The sequence below is a fragment of the Chryseobacterium oncorhynchi genome (assembly GCF_002899895.1).
In the GTDB taxonomy this organism is placed as follows: Bacteria; Bacteroidota; Bacteroidia; order Flavobacteriales; family Weeksellaceae; genus Chryseobacterium; species Chryseobacterium oncorhynchi.
The window spans coordinates 1-13,443 of sequence record NZ_PPEI02000014.1; the positions used below are offsets into that span (position 1 = coordinate 1).

At 28.0% G+C, this 13,443-nt stretch carries 25 protein-coding genes; 3 read left to right on the forward strand and 22 right to left on the reverse strand.

Going from position 1 to position 13,443, the window contains the following annotated elements:
• Positions 1 to 752: 752 nt before the first annotated feature.
• The 21 genes from C1638_RS21840 to C1638_RS21935 form a co-directional block, all read right to left on the reverse strand.
• Positions 753 to 995 (reverse strand): hypothetical protein, encoded by a 243-nt coding sequence (locus tag C1638_RS21840; RefSeq protein ID WP_109624056.1) that lies wholly within the window; start codon positions 993 to 995, stop codon positions 753 to 755.
• A gap of 15 nt (positions 996 to 1,010) precedes the next feature.
• Positions 1,011 to 1,673, reverse strand: coding sequence for a hypothetical protein (locus tag C1638_RS21845; RefSeq protein WP_109624057.1), 663 nt, complete (start codon positions 1,671 to 1,673; stop codon positions 1,011 to 1,013).
• A 25-nt stretch (positions 1,674 to 1,698) separates the two neighbouring features.
• Positions 1,699 to 1,869, reverse strand: a complete 171-nt coding sequence (locus C1638_RS22535) for a hypothetical protein (protein ID WP_165826590.1) — start codon at positions 1,867 to 1,869, stop codon at positions 1,699 to 1,701.
• Positions 1,866 to 2,252, reverse strand: a complete 387-nt coding sequence (locus C1638_RS21850; RefSeq protein WP_109624058.1) for a hypothetical protein — start codon at positions 2,250 to 2,252, stop codon at positions 1,866 to 1,868. Before C1638_RS21850 ends, C1638_RS22535 begins: the two co-directional genes overlap by 4 nt.
• An 87-nt stretch (positions 2,253 to 2,339) precedes the next feature.
• Entirely contained in the window at positions 2,340 to 2,576 is a 237-nt protein-coding gene (locus C1638_RS21855; RefSeq protein ID WP_109624059.1) for a hypothetical protein, read from the reverse strand.
• A gap of 16 nt (positions 2,577 to 2,592) precedes the next feature.
• On the reverse strand, positions 2,593 to 3,405 hold the full coding sequence (locus C1638_RS21860) for a hypothetical protein (RefSeq protein WP_109624060.1): 813 nt from the start codon (positions 3,403 to 3,405) through the stop codon (positions 2,593 to 2,595).
• A gap of 37 nt (positions 3,406 to 3,442) precedes the next feature.
• On the reverse strand, positions 3,443 to 3,817 hold the full coding sequence (locus tag C1638_RS21865) for a hypothetical protein (RefSeq protein WP_109624061.1): 375 nt from the start codon (positions 3,815 to 3,817) through the stop codon (positions 3,443 to 3,445).
• A gap of 135 nt (positions 3,818 to 3,952) precedes the next feature.
• Positions 3,953 to 4,669, reverse strand: a complete 717-nt coding sequence (locus tag C1638_RS21870; protein WP_109624062.1) for a hypothetical protein — start codon at positions 4,667 to 4,669, stop codon at positions 3,953 to 3,955.
• 8 nt (positions 4,670 to 4,677) lie between these two features.
• On the reverse strand, positions 4,678 to 4,944 hold the full coding sequence (locus C1638_RS21875; RefSeq protein WP_109624063.1) for a hypothetical protein: 267 nt from the start codon (positions 4,942 to 4,944) through the stop codon (positions 4,678 to 4,680).
• 16 nt (positions 4,945 to 4,960) lie between these two features.
• A complete protein-coding gene (locus C1638_RS21880; protein WP_165826591.1) occupies positions 4,961 to 5,143 on the reverse strand; it encodes a hypothetical protein in 183 nt (60 codons plus the stop codon).
• A gap of 340 nt (positions 5,144 to 5,483) precedes the next feature.
• Entirely contained in the window at positions 5,484 to 6,191 is a 708-nt protein-coding gene (locus C1638_RS21885) for a recombinase family protein (protein ID WP_109624065.1), read from the reverse strand.
• Positions 6,188 to 6,421, reverse strand: coding sequence for a helix-turn-helix domain-containing protein (locus tag C1638_RS21890; protein WP_109624066.1), 234 nt, complete (start codon positions 6,419 to 6,421; stop codon positions 6,188 to 6,190). Before C1638_RS21890 ends, C1638_RS21885 begins: the two co-directional genes overlap by 4 nt.
• A 49-nt stretch (positions 6,422 to 6,470) precedes the next feature.
• Positions 6,471 to 6,674: a hypothetical protein gene (locus C1638_RS21895; protein ID WP_109624067.1), complete on the reverse strand. Its 204-nt coding sequence runs from the start codon at positions 6,672 to 6,674 to the stop codon at positions 6,471 to 6,473.
• Positions 6,675 to 7,137: 463 nt separating this feature from the next.
• On the reverse strand, positions 7,138 to 7,896 hold the full coding sequence (locus tag C1638_RS21900; RefSeq protein ID WP_109624068.1) for a hypothetical protein: 759 nt from the start codon (positions 7,894 to 7,896) through the stop codon (positions 7,138 to 7,140).
• A 20-nt stretch (positions 7,897 to 7,916) separates the two neighbouring features.
• The gene (locus tag C1638_RS21905) at positions 7,917 to 8,462 is read right to left on the reverse strand and encodes a hypothetical protein (protein WP_109624069.1); all 546 of its coding nucleotides are present in this window, start codon (positions 8,460 to 8,462) and stop codon (positions 7,917 to 7,919) included.
• Positions 8,463 to 8,520: 58 nt separating this feature from the next.
• Positions 8,521 to 8,961, reverse strand: a complete 441-nt coding sequence (locus C1638_RS21910) for a hypothetical protein (RefSeq protein ID WP_109624070.1) — start codon at positions 8,959 to 8,961, stop codon at positions 8,521 to 8,523.
• A gap of 10 nt (positions 8,962 to 8,971) precedes the next feature.
• Positions 8,972 to 9,178 carry a hypothetical protein gene (locus C1638_RS21915; protein WP_109624071.1) on the reverse strand — a complete coding sequence of 69 codons (207 nt, stop codon included), beginning with the start codon at positions 9,176 to 9,178 and terminating at the stop codon, positions 8,972 to 8,974.
• Between the two features lie 98 nt (positions 9,179 to 9,276).
• Entirely contained in the window at positions 9,277 to 9,606 is a 330-nt protein-coding gene (locus tag C1638_RS21920) for a hypothetical protein (RefSeq protein WP_109624072.1), read from the reverse strand.
• A gap of 79 nt (positions 9,607 to 9,685) precedes the next feature.
• Positions 9,686 to 10,030, reverse strand: a complete 345-nt coding sequence (locus C1638_RS21925; protein ID WP_123838426.1) for a hypothetical protein — start codon at positions 10,028 to 10,030, stop codon at positions 9,686 to 9,688.
• A gap of 321 nt (positions 10,031 to 10,351) precedes the next feature.
• The gene (locus tag C1638_RS21930; protein ID WP_109624074.1) at positions 10,352 to 10,702 is read right to left on the reverse strand and encodes a hypothetical protein; all 351 of its coding nucleotides are present in this window, start codon (positions 10,700 to 10,702) and stop codon (positions 10,352 to 10,354) included.
• 221 nt (positions 10,703 to 10,923) lie between these two features.
• Positions 10,924 to 11,148 carry a helix-turn-helix domain-containing protein gene (locus tag C1638_RS21935; RefSeq protein ID WP_109624075.1) on the reverse strand — a complete coding sequence of 75 codons (225 nt, stop codon included), beginning with the start codon at positions 11,146 to 11,148 and terminating at the stop codon, positions 10,924 to 10,926.
• Between the two features lie 359 nt (positions 11,149 to 11,507).
• Between C1638_RS21935 and C1638_RS21940 the strand changes: the two genes are divergently transcribed.
• The 3 genes from C1638_RS21940 to C1638_RS21950 all read left to right on the forward strand — a co-directional run bounded on the left by C1638_RS21940 (position 11,508) and on the right by C1638_RS21950 (position 13,042).
• Entirely contained in the window at positions 11,508 to 11,891 is a 384-nt protein-coding gene (locus C1638_RS21940) for a hypothetical protein (RefSeq protein WP_109624076.1), read from the forward strand.
• 86 nt (positions 11,892 to 11,977) lie between these two features.
• Entirely contained in the window at positions 11,978 to 12,736 is a 759-nt protein-coding gene (locus C1638_RS21945) for a hypothetical protein (RefSeq protein WP_109624077.1), read from the forward strand.
• Positions 12,737 to 12,760: 24 nt separating this feature from the next.
• Positions 12,761 to 13,042, forward strand: a complete 282-nt coding sequence (locus tag C1638_RS21950; protein WP_109624078.1) for a hypothetical protein — start codon at positions 12,761 to 12,763, stop codon at positions 13,040 to 13,042.
• Positions 13,043 to 13,083: 41 nt separating this feature from the next.
• Here the strand turns inward: C1638_RS21950 and C1638_RS22660 are convergent.
• A partial coding sequence (locus C1638_RS22660; RefSeq protein ID WP_228428259.1) for a hypothetical protein occupies positions 13,084 to 13,443 on the reverse strand: 360 nt, incomplete at its 5' end.

The following is a 13,443-nucleotide window of genomic DNA, read 5'->3' on the forward strand; positions in this document are numbered from 1 at the left end:
TAAAGTCCATTATGTGAGCTGACCCCAATTTTATACAAATTTTAATTTCAGATTGCAATTAATTCATTTGAAATCAATTAATTGCAATCTAAAACAACCATTTTATCCCATTTTTGGTTTGAACCCTACTCTCCTTTTTTAACCAGGAACAGCACCGGGGGAATCTCTTTCCGGAGGATGGCCAGCTCACCCATTTTGGAACCACCGGAGCGCTTCCGGAACAACAAGAACACTGGAAGATCTGCAGGAGAAATTTTAACCAGGATATCAGCTGCCGGGTTCCGTAATTCCACTCCCATTTTTTAACCAGGAACAGCACCGGGGGAATCTCTTTCCAGAGGATGGCCAGCTCACCCATTTTGGAACCACCGGAGCGCTTCCGGATCTACAACAACACCGGAAGATCTGCAGGAGAAATGTTCTATAAAAAAATCCCTAGCATAACAAAACAAATGCTAGAGATTTCGAAAATGATACAGTTTATAACGCCATAAACTTATTACCTACCAAAATAACAAAAAAGAAAAGAAAGAAACTTACGGAAACCCGTAAAGAAAGAAAAATATTTTTATTAATTTTGAAATATTTCAAACTCATTCAAGAGTTTTTCATGGTTATTAGTTTTATCCTCGTAGAAAACGAGGATTTTTTATGTATAACCTAATCGTTCAGTATAAATACCCACAAGGTGAGTAAAATAAGTTTTACTCTCAGTTTTAGATTCTGTAAAAACCTCACTACGAATTTGATTACTATTTTGCTTTCATATTAATAGCGTTCCAGCTATCCTCTGTAATAACATAATTTTTGTCAAGTAAAATCCAATTCCCGGATAAATCTCTATAATATCTCTTTGAAGTAATTGGCTCTTTTCCTTTGATATAGAATGTAGTTTCATTTGTATTGATAGAGCTTTCAAAATAGCCTGTCCTAAAATAAATACAAGCCCCAAGAAACAGTAAAAAAACAGTAAGGATGAAAATATAATTTCGCATGATTTTTATATAGTTTTAAAGTTTATATAAATTTTCATTACACCAGATAAGCATCTTTTTTTCAGCTTCCCTATAATCAAGAGTTTTTAATAATTCTATGTATTTTTCCGAAACTTCAATGGTATAATAGGAATCTAAAGTTCTTCCCAAAATGAAACAAAAATCAGGAAAAGAATCATGAAACTTATCGAAGAAATCGTTTCTCACGTTTATTGATAGTTCATTTTTAGCGAAATCATCACTTTGTTTAAACTCGTTTAAAAGAGTTTCAGCATCTTTAATGAGTTCCTGTTGATAAGCAGTAAGAAAAGTTATAGGTTTATACTCTTTTTTGATATTATCAAATTTCGTTATAATTTCATTTACTTCATCCTCATTTACATTTCCGGCAATAAAATCATTAAGTAAATTTGATACAGGATTAATAGGGATGCTTTTTATTTCAGATAAATTACCCATAGGAATTACCGTATATTTTTTCTCCTCTCTTTCCAAATCTTCTAAAATCTCCTTTATCTCTTTAATCTCTTCTTTAAAATAAGTGATATTAATATCAATTTCAGCCTGATGAAGTTCATTAGTTGGTTTCTTTTTCATTTCTGTAAGAAGATCTATATCCAATTGATATTTGGAATTTAAAGCGTTTAAATGCTTTATAATTAAATCAGTTGTATTCATAATTTATCTTATTTGTTATTATACTTTAAAAAATATAACTTTTCAATTCTTCAGGAGCATTTATTTTAATCTGTACTTCCTTACCTTTATTCTTTCTATATAAAGAGAAAAAATTTTCAATATTCTCATATCCATCATAAAACTTTGCAATTTCTTGCGCAATATATCTTTTCCCTTTTATTAATTTATAGCTCATTTCTTTAGTTTTTGAAGTGTCCAAATATTCTCTGCTAAATCCGAATCTACTAATTTCAATTTATGTTCAAATCCAAAAGAGTTTTTATAATCTACTTCTAATTTGATTTCTACAGGAATATCAATTTCTAATATTTCATGCATAGTGGTTTGAAAAAAGGGGTTAAAAGCAATCAAGTGTCCATTTCTTTCTTTAATTCTTTTAGAAAGGGTCTGTACTTTTGGTATTCTATAACCCTGAGCAGTAACGCATCTTAATGATGCTCGTAAATCTTTTAAACTGGGTGAGAAAAAATATAAATATTCTGTTGGTTCTGTTATTCCAAAATCAAATTGCTTTCCTTTCCCTCCTTTTCCTGACTTTAATAAAAATAATCTTGCCATTTTTTTATTTTAAGTTATTATTTAATAAATGAAAATTTAAAACATCTAACATTGCTCCAAACACTAAGAGAAAATCTTTTATAATATTCATTTTTTAGAATTGTTTTTTATGAACTTATCTTTCAGGTCTTCTAATAATTTTTCGGCTTCTTCAGAACCATATTCATTTTTTAGATCATCAAATAACAGTTTTTCGTTTCTCTCAATTTCATCTTTCATCTTCTTAGTTTTCTTATTATATATAAAAATACCTACAGTATAGTAACCAAAAATACCCAAAATACTTAATGAAATAATTACTGTCAAAATTGTTATTAAATCCATTATATCGTTTTTAAAATTATAGGTCTAAAATTGTAATGCTATTAGTTTGTTTAGGTAGAATCTTTGAAATATCCAAATCAGAGCGATCCAAGATCAATTCGGTAATAAACTTTTTAAGCCTATCAAATTGAAATTCTTGAATGCTATTGACTTTATTTTCTTTAAAATCCATATTACATGATTTTTTGAATTCCCAGATGTTTTCATAATAAGGTCGAAAATGACTTGATTCTATCTCAAATGTATTACTCTTATAATTTTTATCTTTTGAAATAAATATCCGATAACTTTCATCTAATCTACAATCATAAAGTTTCCAATTTTTTTCCTTATAATAGTCAACAGTATCCTGAGGGTAATTTCTAATATTTGATTTTTCACTCGTTGAAACTAATTTTATATCATAGAAACTTCTTGAAAATGAATTTTGATAAAAAAAGTTTCTTACTGCAGATTCTGTAGGGATGAAAAATTTAATATGCTTAAATACCAATCTAAAGGCAAGTCTTCTTAACCTGAAGTAGTCTTGTTCTGAAATTAGTTTGTAATTATCCTTTATAAGATCTTCTTTTAATTCCTTTATGCTTGTGGCCCAATGACCACTACATCCATCTGTTCCTGAATCTACTCGCAATCGATAAAGCCCTTGTGTTTTTGTTGCTAGGCATAAATAAATATTATCAAAATAGTGAAATTGGTCTATTTCCTTTTTTCTCTTTTGACTATATTCTTTTGTAGAGTAAAACGCACATAATGAAAAATCAACTACATCCCCTTTTAGATTATCTACAATATCTCTAGTACGTTTATAAAAATAATATCTTTTCATCGTATTGTTTTTGAGATTAAATCTAGGTTATATACTTTTAGAGTTCTAAGGTTTCTATGTTCTTTTTATTTGCAAACACCGCAATTATCATTTCATCTATGGACTCTGGATCATCTACTAAAAATCCAGTGTAATCTTTACCTTTAAATATACCAGTGTAATTTTTTGGAAGAGTACTTTTATTTTGCCACATCTCTGAAGTAACTATATCTGTTTGGTAGTAGTTTTCCTCTTCTGAATCATTCTGATAATCTTCAATTGAATTGTAAAAGATAACACTATCTTCATTTTCAGTTAAGCACCAATAGTATTCTTCACATAAATCCCACGTTACTAAATCCCAATCTGACGGTAATGAGATATGATCTTTGATCCTCTGTATAGCTTCGTAATACTTTTCTATTATGTTCATAATTTTTAACGGTTTTTGAGATTATTTGATTTTAGCGAAATTGATAATGTTAATAATTAATGCAGAGAAATTTTAGTTCGTTAAAATACGAGCTGCAGCTCATGGCCACTTCAAGATCTGAAAAAAAAAAATGAACTATTTTTTTGTATAAAAATTTAATTGATATTCATAAAAAGCTCCAGGTACTTGTATATCTTCAGGATTGTCGGCTTTAAATCCTTTCAAATCACACATAAACATTAGAAACATTGCTAAAGGGAGTTCTTTTATATCAGAATTATTAAAGAATTTTAAGTCAAATTCTTTTTTATCTTCTGCTTTTAAATTCAGATCTTTTATTTTGATAGATAAGGGGAAAATTTCTCTATATCTGAGAAAACGATTAGAGAATTCAATCTGCTCGGCAAAAGGATTACTTCTATCCCAATCTTCGTTATAATATGATCTAAATAAATCATGATATTCTAATAATTCATTATACTTTTTTTGTAATTCATCGATTTCGTCCTGCATGCTAATGATAAGATCTTCTACATTCTCAGCTATTTTCAATTGAATATCTCTTGGAAGCTTACTGTTAAATTCTGATTGTGATGAGAATTTAATTTCAGTTTTAAATTCTTCTTTGAGGATATTTTTTATTGCAGTATCTGCTTGTAAAAGTTTATTAAAAGAATAAAGGATAATAAATATTAAAATAACTCCAATAACCCATGCTATTGTAGTACTCATAAATTTGGGAGAATATACAATGTTTAAAATAGCTATTATAAACCCAGATAATATTGTAACTGTGTATTTGAAATTTTTCTCTCTAATTTTTCTAATCTTCTCTTGTGTTTCTACTTTCATAGTTATTCTTATTTTGATATTAGTAAGTTTAAAATTTCACCAGCAATTCTTTTCTTTTCTATTATTAAAAAAGACATTCCCCCAGACATCTGATGAATTTTAGAAAGTTTTTCTATTATATCTGGGTCGTAAAGTTCTAAATGATTTTCATCTAAAAAAGAGCTGTAAAGTTCTTTTTTTTCTTTAAACAAAAAGGAGATATCCATTCCTTTTAATGCTTCATCATAAATTTTAATAGGTTTCTCATCTTCTACTATAATTTTCTTATGTTTCATCTTCTAGTTTTTGGTTTTAAAATCTTTCTATGATTTCACAGGAACTTCCAACATGAAAAGTCCATAGCTGGCCATTCACATCCTCAAAAGTTACTTTGTTGCTTTTAGGATTGTATTCTCCCACAAAACGCTCTCCTACTATTACAGTAGCCCCTGGTTCTCTCCCTCCTCTATTTACTTTTGTAACTAAGAAGATCACTAAATAGGATAATTCATCTTTTATATTTATTTTTTTTCTCATTTTCACTCCCTAAAAAAATGGTTTTTTTCTCATTTTCACTCCCTTTTTTCTCATTTTCACTCCCTCCTTTTCTCATTTTCACTACTTAAAACATGGTCTATGCTCCCATGAATAAAGGGTTTCCGGCTTCCTAAACAGTTAGTATAAAGAGTACTTAGTTTTAATAAAAAAGGTATTCGCCTTTGGCTCATGAGCTTTTTATTTGTTAAATAAAGGAGAAAAAACAATTAAACATCTCATTTTTAACTTATAATGTTTAAAAACGGAAAAGTTATAAGAAAAAAAAGTCTCATTTTCACTACCCTTTTTTCTCATTTTCACTACTCTTTTTCTCATTTTCACTACTTTTAAAGTAAACTCTCGTTTTTTTCTCATTTTCACTCCCTGAAAGGAGCCATAAACCATCTTCTGTTTTTTGTTTATCTTCTAAAATAGATCTATTATCAACTTCATATCGTATATAACTATATAAAGTTCTTTTACTCTTAATATCGAGAGTTTTTTGAATATCAGAAATAGATAACCCTTTTTCTCTTAATTCGTACGCTTTTTTTGCCTTACTTTTAGCCAGGGGGCTTAACCCTTTTGGTTTACCTCCAACTCGTCCCTCTTCTCTAGCTGCTAATAAGCCAGCTTTAGTTCGTTCATTAATTAGTTCACGCTCATATTGGGCTACACTGCCAAATAAAGTAGCAAATAATCTCCCCTCTGGAGTAGTGAAGTCAAATAGTGTAGGTCCTATTTGTAGTATTATTTCTTTTTTGGAAAACTCATCTAATAGAAAGATTAAATCTTTTAATGATCTTGCTAATCTATCTATTTTGGTTACAATAACTTTATCATTTGGCCTTAACTGACTGAGTAGTAATTTGAGTTCGACTCTTTCTAGGTTTTTTGCAGATATTTTCTCTGAAAATATTTTTTCTACTCCTAGTTTTTTTAATTCATTTAACTGAGTTTCTAGGTTCTGATCAGTAGTAGAAACTCTTGCATATCCAAAAGTCATAATTTAATTATTTCATTATCAATTCTTACCTCAATACTTAATTTATTAAATATTGTAAAAAGTAAATCTGAAGAGGGAGAAAACTTACCTGCTTCAATTTTGTGAAGAGTTTTATTATTTATTCCTACATCATTAGAAATATTATCTTCAGAATAATTTTGATTAATTCTGCTTTTTTCAATCAAATTACCAATTTTTTTTCTAATCTCTTTAATTTCAGACTTTTCCATTGTTTTATTTTATTTTTAATAAGTCTCTCTATAAAGAGAGACTTTCAAATTAAAAGGTTCTTATCCCATTATCAAAAATAGCAATAATTTCTTCCCAACTTCCAACCAGGCCATTTTCATCAATATAATAAAGTTCGGCATCATCATCATTGTAACTCTTTATTATATATAATAACCTACATTGCTCTTTACTTATTTTTTCAGCTTTGCAGATAGCTACATCTGGATCTTCTTCTTTGATTTGTTCGTACATATCAAAATTTTAAATTATCAACAACAATCGTAAGAAGAATTAAAAAGGCTAATAAAAATAACCCTTCTCTTGAAGAAAGTCTGTCTTTGTGTGGTTTGATTGCATTTTTCATATTTTTTTTGCAGTGATTATACTCCTGCACCGGAGTTCAAATTTTTAATAAAGGAAGTAGAGTATTGTGAAAATTGTTAATAGAGTTGCTGATACACCAAATTCAAACATCTTATAGTATTTGTATGGATGATTTGATATTATATATCTCAGGCATTTTAAACCATGATATGAAGTAAACAAGGTAAAAACTATTATTACCATTAAAATGTAAATAGGTAATGTTTCAGCGGTATAAAAATCTTTAGTAAACATTTGCATTTTGCAGACTTTATACTCCTGCACCGGAGTGTTTTACTACTGTAAATATACGAAAAAATATTTAAAAGTAAACTAGTAAAGTAAACCTTTTTTATAAAACATTATAGTTTTGGTTTTCTTCAATAGTACCTTTCGGGATTGTAAGAACTCCATTATACTTGTTACGCAATGTATAATTGTAGTCAACAGTATCAATTTCCACTTTTTCATTTAATTTCCATTTAAAAAACCCCTCATAGTTGGTAACCTTTCTAATTTGGTAATATTTTGTAAATGTTGGGACTGTGTCTTTTTCAATTAAGAATGTTATATTAGAGGGTGCTTTACATTTTACATATCCATTTTCGTCTTTTGCTAAAAAGAAATAATAGTCTTCTTCATTAATAAAACCGCGACCAATACTAAATTTACCATTTACTGATGATTGAGATTTCAAAGAAGAAATTTCGACACTTTTTTTATAAATTGAAATTTCCGTTTTAGTTTCCCAAGATTTTATATACCCAATTAGAATAAGAAGACAAGCAATGACAACTACCACAAAAATAATAAAGTTTGTTTGTTCAATTTTAGCGTCCTTTATTTGGAGTTCCTTAATTCTTTCTTCCTCTGTTTTTAATAAGGAAGCATAAGTTATTTTACACTGTGCAATCTTTTCTTCAGAGATACCAGTTTCATCTTTAAAACAGTAAACTACACCTGGAGAATCAATGGTTGTTGAGTTCAGCGTTTTCTGATCCTGGTTGAAAATACCTTTTTTAAAAGATGTATCTGCTTTCAGAAAATTTGGATCATATTGATCAACAATAATGAACTCATATTTAGTTTGTATAAGAATATATTTTTGCATTGTTTGATTATAATTTTTTCTCAATTAAGAGGTTCAAAAATTTCATTCTGAGTGATTGTCCCTTTTGGTACAGTAATTATGTATTTATACTTTATATGTTGGGGAATCCTATTTAAGGTTCCATATTCATTACTATCTATTATAGTTTCATCATTTCCAAACATTGTTCTTTTTATAGATCTTTCTTCTATCTGGAAATTCATTTGAATATTTGGAATAGTATCTTTTTCAATAATAATTGTTTGGGCAGTTGGAACTTTTTCTTTAGTATATCCACCGAATTTTTGATCTTCTTTCAAGAAAATATAATAATCAGTATTACTTATAGTCCCAAATCCTAAATAGAATATTCCCCCTTTTTCAGTTGAGCCTTTTAAAGAGCTGATATGGTTAAAAGTTTTACCATTTCTGGTTTTAATACTTGTATCAGTGTTGAAGATAGATAATATTAGTATTATTGAAGCTGCTAAGGCAAACACGCTTACAATAATAGATCCAATATTTGAAACTATTGCTCTTAAAATTTCATCTTTTTTAGATGTCTTTTGTTTTTCTATTATTTTCATTGTTATATTGAAGATTAAAAATAGCTCCTATTTTTTTATTTGATAGGAGACTATTATATTAAAATAAACTTAATTGCAAATTTAAAAAATTTACTAGTCGAGATTTGTGAATCCCGGTATAAGTTCCGGGGGATATCTCTCTGGTTAAATATGAATGATCATCTTCACCAATAATTACAGTTTCTTTGAGTTCATCAATACCATTTTCAAATGTATACTCCTTAGCAGTAGGAGATTTATACAAAATCTTTTTAGGAGTTTCATATATTACTTTGAAAAACTTCGCTGATTCATTGGTTTCTTCAGATTCCATAATAATGCAAGTATCTCCTACCCAGAAACTCCAATTTTGCTTATTTATATCGGTAAAATGAACACAATTGTTTCCAGGAAAATAAAGGCCAGAATAACATTTATTTATTTCTAAAGATGAGCCTGATTTTCTTATATCATCTAATTTTAGAACTTTGAATTTTACTTTTCTACAAGTATTTTCCATGTTTACTAATTTAAAATGAACAGATTATTATACAATTTTGATCAGGTTTTAGCCACCACTCTTGGCCATTCACATCCTCAAAAAATATCATATTATTACTTGGATGATACTCTCCTACAAAGCGCTCTCCCTTTTCTAAAGTTGAACCAGGTAAAAGCTTCCCAGTAATTTTGTTAATTTCAAAAATTACATGATAAGGTGCTGTATTAATTTTCATAGGTATTTTGCAGACTTTATCCACCTGCTCCGGTGCTTTATAATTATATTGTAAATATATTAAAAATATTTAAAAGTAAACTAGTAAAGTAAACTATTTTAAATATTTTTTTTTGCTACTTTTTTAATATGTTTTTTATATAAAATATCTTTTTTATGAAAAGTAGCTCCTGTTTCCAGATGCTTGAATTCACCATTAGGAAATACTTCGAATTCACCTGTTAATTCAGCTTTCGAATTGTCCCTAAATACTATTTCAGCAGATATTATTGGGTAAGGTTTAGTAAGATGGTAAAAAAGTAACCAGAGTAAATATACTCCTGCATAGGCTATTAAACAATATTGTACTATTTCATTTCTCAGGAATTCTGTTGTCCAATAATCAATTTTTGTATAAAAAGATTCATTTGTTAATTGTAATACTTTCATTTAGATATTTTTTAAATTAATAAAAGGAAAAGAAAATATGTCTCCTTGTTCTATAAAATAAATAAGGAGACATTATATACTAAAATAATGATAATTGTATTTCTGAAGGGAAATGAGTAGTTACTGCAGAGTCTATGTAAGGGAGTGCAATAAAGTTAATTTTATCTTCTTTTATTAGTCTTTGTTTAACAAAATCTAATTGAATCAAGAATGCCTCTTTTTCTGTATTATATTTTTTATCACAAGTTGATGGTAGAGAACTATATCCTGAGTAACATGGCATAAATTGATAACATGTTGTAGCAATCCATTTATCAGATATTTTTGCAGTTCTAATCCTGATGTAAATATTATTTTTTTCAAATATTACATATTCATTAGGATTTGTTACAACATTGTAGGCATTGATAGTAAATCTATTCATAGTATATTTGCAGACTTTATACTCCTGCACCGGAGTGTTTTACTACTGTAAATATACAAAAAAATATTCAAAAGTACACTAGTAAAGTAAACTATTTTTAATAAAAAAAGTTCTACTATATAATGTGGTAGAACTTTATATTTTTTGGTTCACTATAACCTGTTTTTTTTAAAAGTAAACTAAATTGAAAAGTAAAACACAATGTAAACTATATTTCTTACTATTCTTTTCTAAATTCACTTGAAATAATAGAGTTTACTAAAAGTATCGTTTTGGTAAACTTATTTCTTAGAGATTGTTACCTATTTTTATTGAGCATTTTCATTTTTGATTAATATCTCTTCCAGTAATTTCTTTATATTTTGTAATCATTTCGGAGGTTTTTGCAATCCTACTTAGAACTTTGACTGCTAAATATTTATCATATATTGTTGAAGTTTTATCATTGAAAACTTCATTAGCCTTTTCTAATAGATCTTTGAAATCAAAATTATTCGTTTTTGTAAAATTGGAGACATTATATTTTTTTGCAAATTTTTTCAAGACTTTATCTATATTAACAATATAGCGGTGTTGGTAGAATAGATAGATTTGGCGACCTAAGCTAACTATAAGAATAAAGGAAAGAAAAATAATAATTAATAATTTATTTTGTTTGAGCATATCATCCATCTGAAACAATATTCCCAAATTTGATAGAAGACTAATACAAGAAAGTAAATGAACCTTGTATGAAGTGTACCTATTTAGTACAAAATATATTGAAAAAAAACAACACCATAAAATATTTACTATAAGAATTAATTTTATAATAGTTTCTAAATCCATATCTTTTAGTTGAAATTAATTATTCTTCCCCTTTATTATTTCGGAAGATTTGTACATCAATATAATCATGGAATTATTTCAATACCATCGATATTTAAATTACATTCTAAGGCTTTTAATAGAATAATTAGCTGATCTAAATTAGGTGAGATATCTCCATTTTCAATTTTCATAATTGTATATGAATTTATTTTCATGCCATGAGAAAAAGTTAAATTTTCAATATCTTCTAATGTCAAGTTTTTATTAATTCTTTTACGTTGAAATATTTCGAGTAATGCAGCAATCATTTTATTTTCTTCTATAACAAATATACGAAAAAGATATACTAATTTTTTTCAATTTGAAATTGTGGATACCCGTAATGATATAAAAAATATTATCTATAACTATGCAATTGAGAATGCTTCCCAGCATTAATATAATTTAAAATTTGGAGTTTGAGGGCACTTGCGATGGCAGGTGCTCTTTTTTAATAAAGGAAAAAAAAGAAAATAATCCATGAGATGAGCAAAATTAAAATAATGAAAAAAATATTTAAAAATATTATAAAAAAGGTTTACTTTACTAGTGTACTTTTGAATATTTTTTCGTATATTTACAGTAGTAAAACACTCCGGTGCAGGAGTATAAAGTCTGCAAATATACTATGAAAACATTTAAAATTCCAACAGTGTCTTTCGGAGAAATAGAACTAACGGAAGAAGATTTAAAGCTTGCAAAACCAATTATTGATTTAGCTTTCTCTTCTCTTGATGATTCACATTATGATACAGTAAAAAAGATGAAAGTTTCAGATGTGTTAGAAACCCTTGCAAAAATGACAGATGGAGAACTATATCATTTTGCCAAAATAAATGAAGAATTTATGACTTCAGCTGGTTATAAAATTGATTCTTTTACATTAAGAATATGGAAGGAAATTTTTAAAAGAAATGGGATTGGTTATAAGCAAGTGGGTTATATAAGCAATAAACAGAGAAACTTGTTAATAAGATTAGGATTAAAGTACAGAGTTGATAGAGTAAAATAGTAAAACAGACCTGGGGGGGAATCTTTCCCCCTTTAATTTTTGTTATTATAGAAAAAGCCTGTTTTTTAATTTATTAAATTGTAGTTATGGAAAATGAGAATAAGTATATTATAGTTGATTTTACAAAAAGGAGAAAATTGATGATTTTTTCTACTGGTAGATTTTACAGTATTATAGATGATGTTGTATCTGAAATAGAAATTAAGAAAGATGTATTTATAGATAAAAAAACACTTAAAATTTATAGGTTTTCCTACTTTTATTTTCAATATAGAAAATTTAATCCCGCTAAATTAATAGCAACATATTTTGTAACAAATCCAAATGAATTTAAAAAAATAGTTAGAAAGGATAATAATGTTTTAAACAACTATTACACTAACCTTGAGTGGGTTAGAGATAATAAGAGCTTTAAGCAAAAACAAGTTTCCAAAATTTTATTAAAAAATTTAAGTTACGAGACATTATCCGACTATAATAAGATTATCTACCAATTTGTAATAGAGAATAGAGAAGAAGATCTTTATAATTTTATATATAAAGGAAAGTTTAGGAGGTATTTATATAAATCATATTATGATCGTGGTTTACCTGATTGTAGGTTTGAACTATTTTTGGATAAAGGCTATGATATTTTGAAAGAGAGACTTAAAAAATATTATAGTTTTAAATATAATACAGATTATCAGTCTAGAAAATATATTTTTACTACTATGTATTTAAGTGCTTTGTCATTTAATAGAAATGAGCCTTTGTTGAAGTTATCTTTTGTGCCAAAAGAATTAAGAAATAAATATCAGGAAATGGAAGAATCTTATCTTGAGGAGATTTTTTGTGAGGATTAATAATTAAAGGAAAAAATTAATAAAATGGCTGAGTATTTTACATTAGAAAAAATAGAGCAAATTGCTAAAAAAATTTTTTCACCACATAATTCAAAAAAAATAGAGGTTAAATTAGATACAGATTTGTTAACAGTTAGAATTTTCAAAAAGAGTATTTTAAATGGGTGGTTCTCTCTTATAGAGATAAAAAGATTTTATCAAGAATGTGAAAAATACAAACTGGTTTCTTTTCTTTATTCATGGGAAATGACAAGTTTAGACCTTGATAACAACGAATACATAGATGTTAATTTTCATCTTATGTAAAAAACAATGTAATTATTAAAAGCCCTCTTTTTAGAGGGCTTTTAATATGACATAGAATTATAGGGAATCCTTTTCCGGAAGATCGCCAGCTCACTCATTTTGGAACCACCGGAGCGCTTCCGGATCCACAACAACACCGGAAGATCTGCAGGGGAGTTTTTAGCCGGGATATCAGCTGCCGGGTTCCGGAATTCCACTCGCCTATTTAACCAGGAGCAGCACCGGGGGAATCCTTTTCCGGAAGATGGCCAGCTCACCCATTTTGAAACCACCTGAGCGCTTCCGGAACTACAAGAACACCGGAAGATCTGCAGGAGAAATTTTAACCAGGATATCAGCTGCCGGGTTCCGTAAATCCACTCCCATTTTTTAACCAGGAACAGCACCGGGGGAATCTCTTT

What these genes read in the sequence shown, in the direction of transcription:
- C1638_RS21840 (WP_109624056.1), bottom strand. Translation starts at nt 995, where the DNA reads ATGCGAAATTATATTTTCATCCTTACTGTTTTTTTACTGTTTCTTGGG.
- C1638_RS21935 (WP_109624075.1), bottom strand. Translation starts at nt 11,148, where the DNA reads ATGATTGCTGCATTACTCGAAATATTTCAACGTAAAAGAATTAATAAA.
- C1638_RS21870 (WP_109624062.1), bottom strand. Translation starts at nt 4,669, where the DNA reads ATGAAAGTAGAAACACAAGAGAAGATTAGAAAAATTAGAGAGAAAAAT.
- C1638_RS21865 (WP_109624061.1), bottom strand. Translation starts at nt 3,817, where the DNA reads ATGAACATAATAGAAAAGTATTACGAAGCTATACAGAGGATCAAAGAT.
- C1638_RS21855 (WP_109624059.1), bottom strand. Translation starts at nt 2,576, where the DNA reads ATGGATTTAATAACAATTTTGACAGTAATTATTTCATTAAGTATTTTG.
- C1638_RS21950 (WP_109624078.1), top strand. Translation starts at nt 12,761, where the DNA reads ATGGCTGAGTATTTTACATTAGAAAAAATAGAGCAAATTGCTAAAAAA.
- C1638_RS21930 (WP_109624074.1), bottom strand. Translation starts at nt 10,702, where the DNA reads ATGGATGATATGCTCAAACAAAATAAATTATTAATTATTATTTTTCTT.
- C1638_RS21905 (WP_109624069.1), bottom strand. Translation starts at nt 8,462, where the DNA reads ATGAAAATAATAGAAAAACAAAAGACATCTAAAAAAGATGAAATTTTA.
- C1638_RS21890 (WP_109624066.1), bottom strand. Translation starts at nt 6,421, where the DNA reads ATGGAAAAGTCTGAAATTAAAGAGATTAGAAAAAAAATTGGTAATTTG.
- C1638_RS21850 (WP_109624058.1), bottom strand. Translation starts at nt 2,252, where the DNA reads ATGGCAAGATTATTTTTATTAAAGTCAGGAAAAGGAGGGAAAGGAAAG.
- C1638_RS21910 (WP_109624070.1), bottom strand. Translation starts at nt 8,961, where the DNA reads ATGGAAAATACTTGTAGAAAAGTAAAATTCAAAGTTCTAAAATTAGAT.
- C1638_RS21895 (WP_109624067.1), bottom strand. Translation starts at nt 6,674, where the DNA reads ATGTACGAACAAATCAAAGAAGAAGATCCAGATGTAGCTATCTGCAAA.
- C1638_RS21945 (WP_109624077.1), top strand. Translation starts at nt 11,978, where the DNA reads ATGGAAAATGAGAATAAGTATATTATAGTTGATTTTACAAAAAGGAGA.
- C1638_RS21860 (WP_109624060.1), bottom strand. Translation starts at nt 3,405, where the DNA reads ATGAAAAGATATTATTTTTATAAACGTACTAGAGATATTGTAGATAAT.
- C1638_RS21845 (WP_109624057.1), bottom strand. Translation starts at nt 1,673, where the DNA reads ATGAATACAACTGATTTAATTATAAAGCATTTAAACGCTTTAAATTCC.
- C1638_RS21900 (WP_109624068.1), bottom strand. Translation starts at nt 7,896, where the DNA reads ATGCAAAAATATATTCTTATACAAACTAAATATGAGTTCATTATTGTT.
- C1638_RS21885 (WP_109624065.1), bottom strand. Translation starts at nt 6,191, where the DNA reads ATGACTTTTGGATATGCAAGAGTTTCTACTACTGATCAGAACCTAGAA.
- C1638_RS21915 (WP_109624071.1), bottom strand. Translation starts at nt 9,178, where the DNA reads ATGAAAATTAATACAGCACCTTATCATGTAATTTTTGAAATTAACAAA.
- C1638_RS21875 (WP_109624063.1), bottom strand. Translation starts at nt 4,944, where the DNA reads ATGAAACATAAGAAAATTATAGTAGAAGATGAGAAACCTATTAAAATT.
- C1638_RS21920 (WP_109624072.1), bottom strand. Translation starts at nt 9,606, where the DNA reads ATGAAAGTATTACAATTAACAAATGAATCTTTTTATACAAAAATTGAT.
- C1638_RS21925 (WP_123838426.1), bottom strand. Translation starts at nt 10,030, where the DNA reads ATGAATAGATTTACTATCAATGCCTACAATGTTGTAACAAATCCTAAT.
- C1638_RS22535 (WP_165826590.1), bottom strand. Translation starts at nt 1,869, where the DNA reads ATGAGCTATAAATTAATAAAAGGGAAAAGATATATTGCGCAAGAAATT.
- C1638_RS21940 (WP_109624076.1), top strand. Translation starts at nt 11,508, where the DNA reads ATGAAAACATTTAAAATTCCAACAGTGTCTTTCGGAGAAATAGAACTA.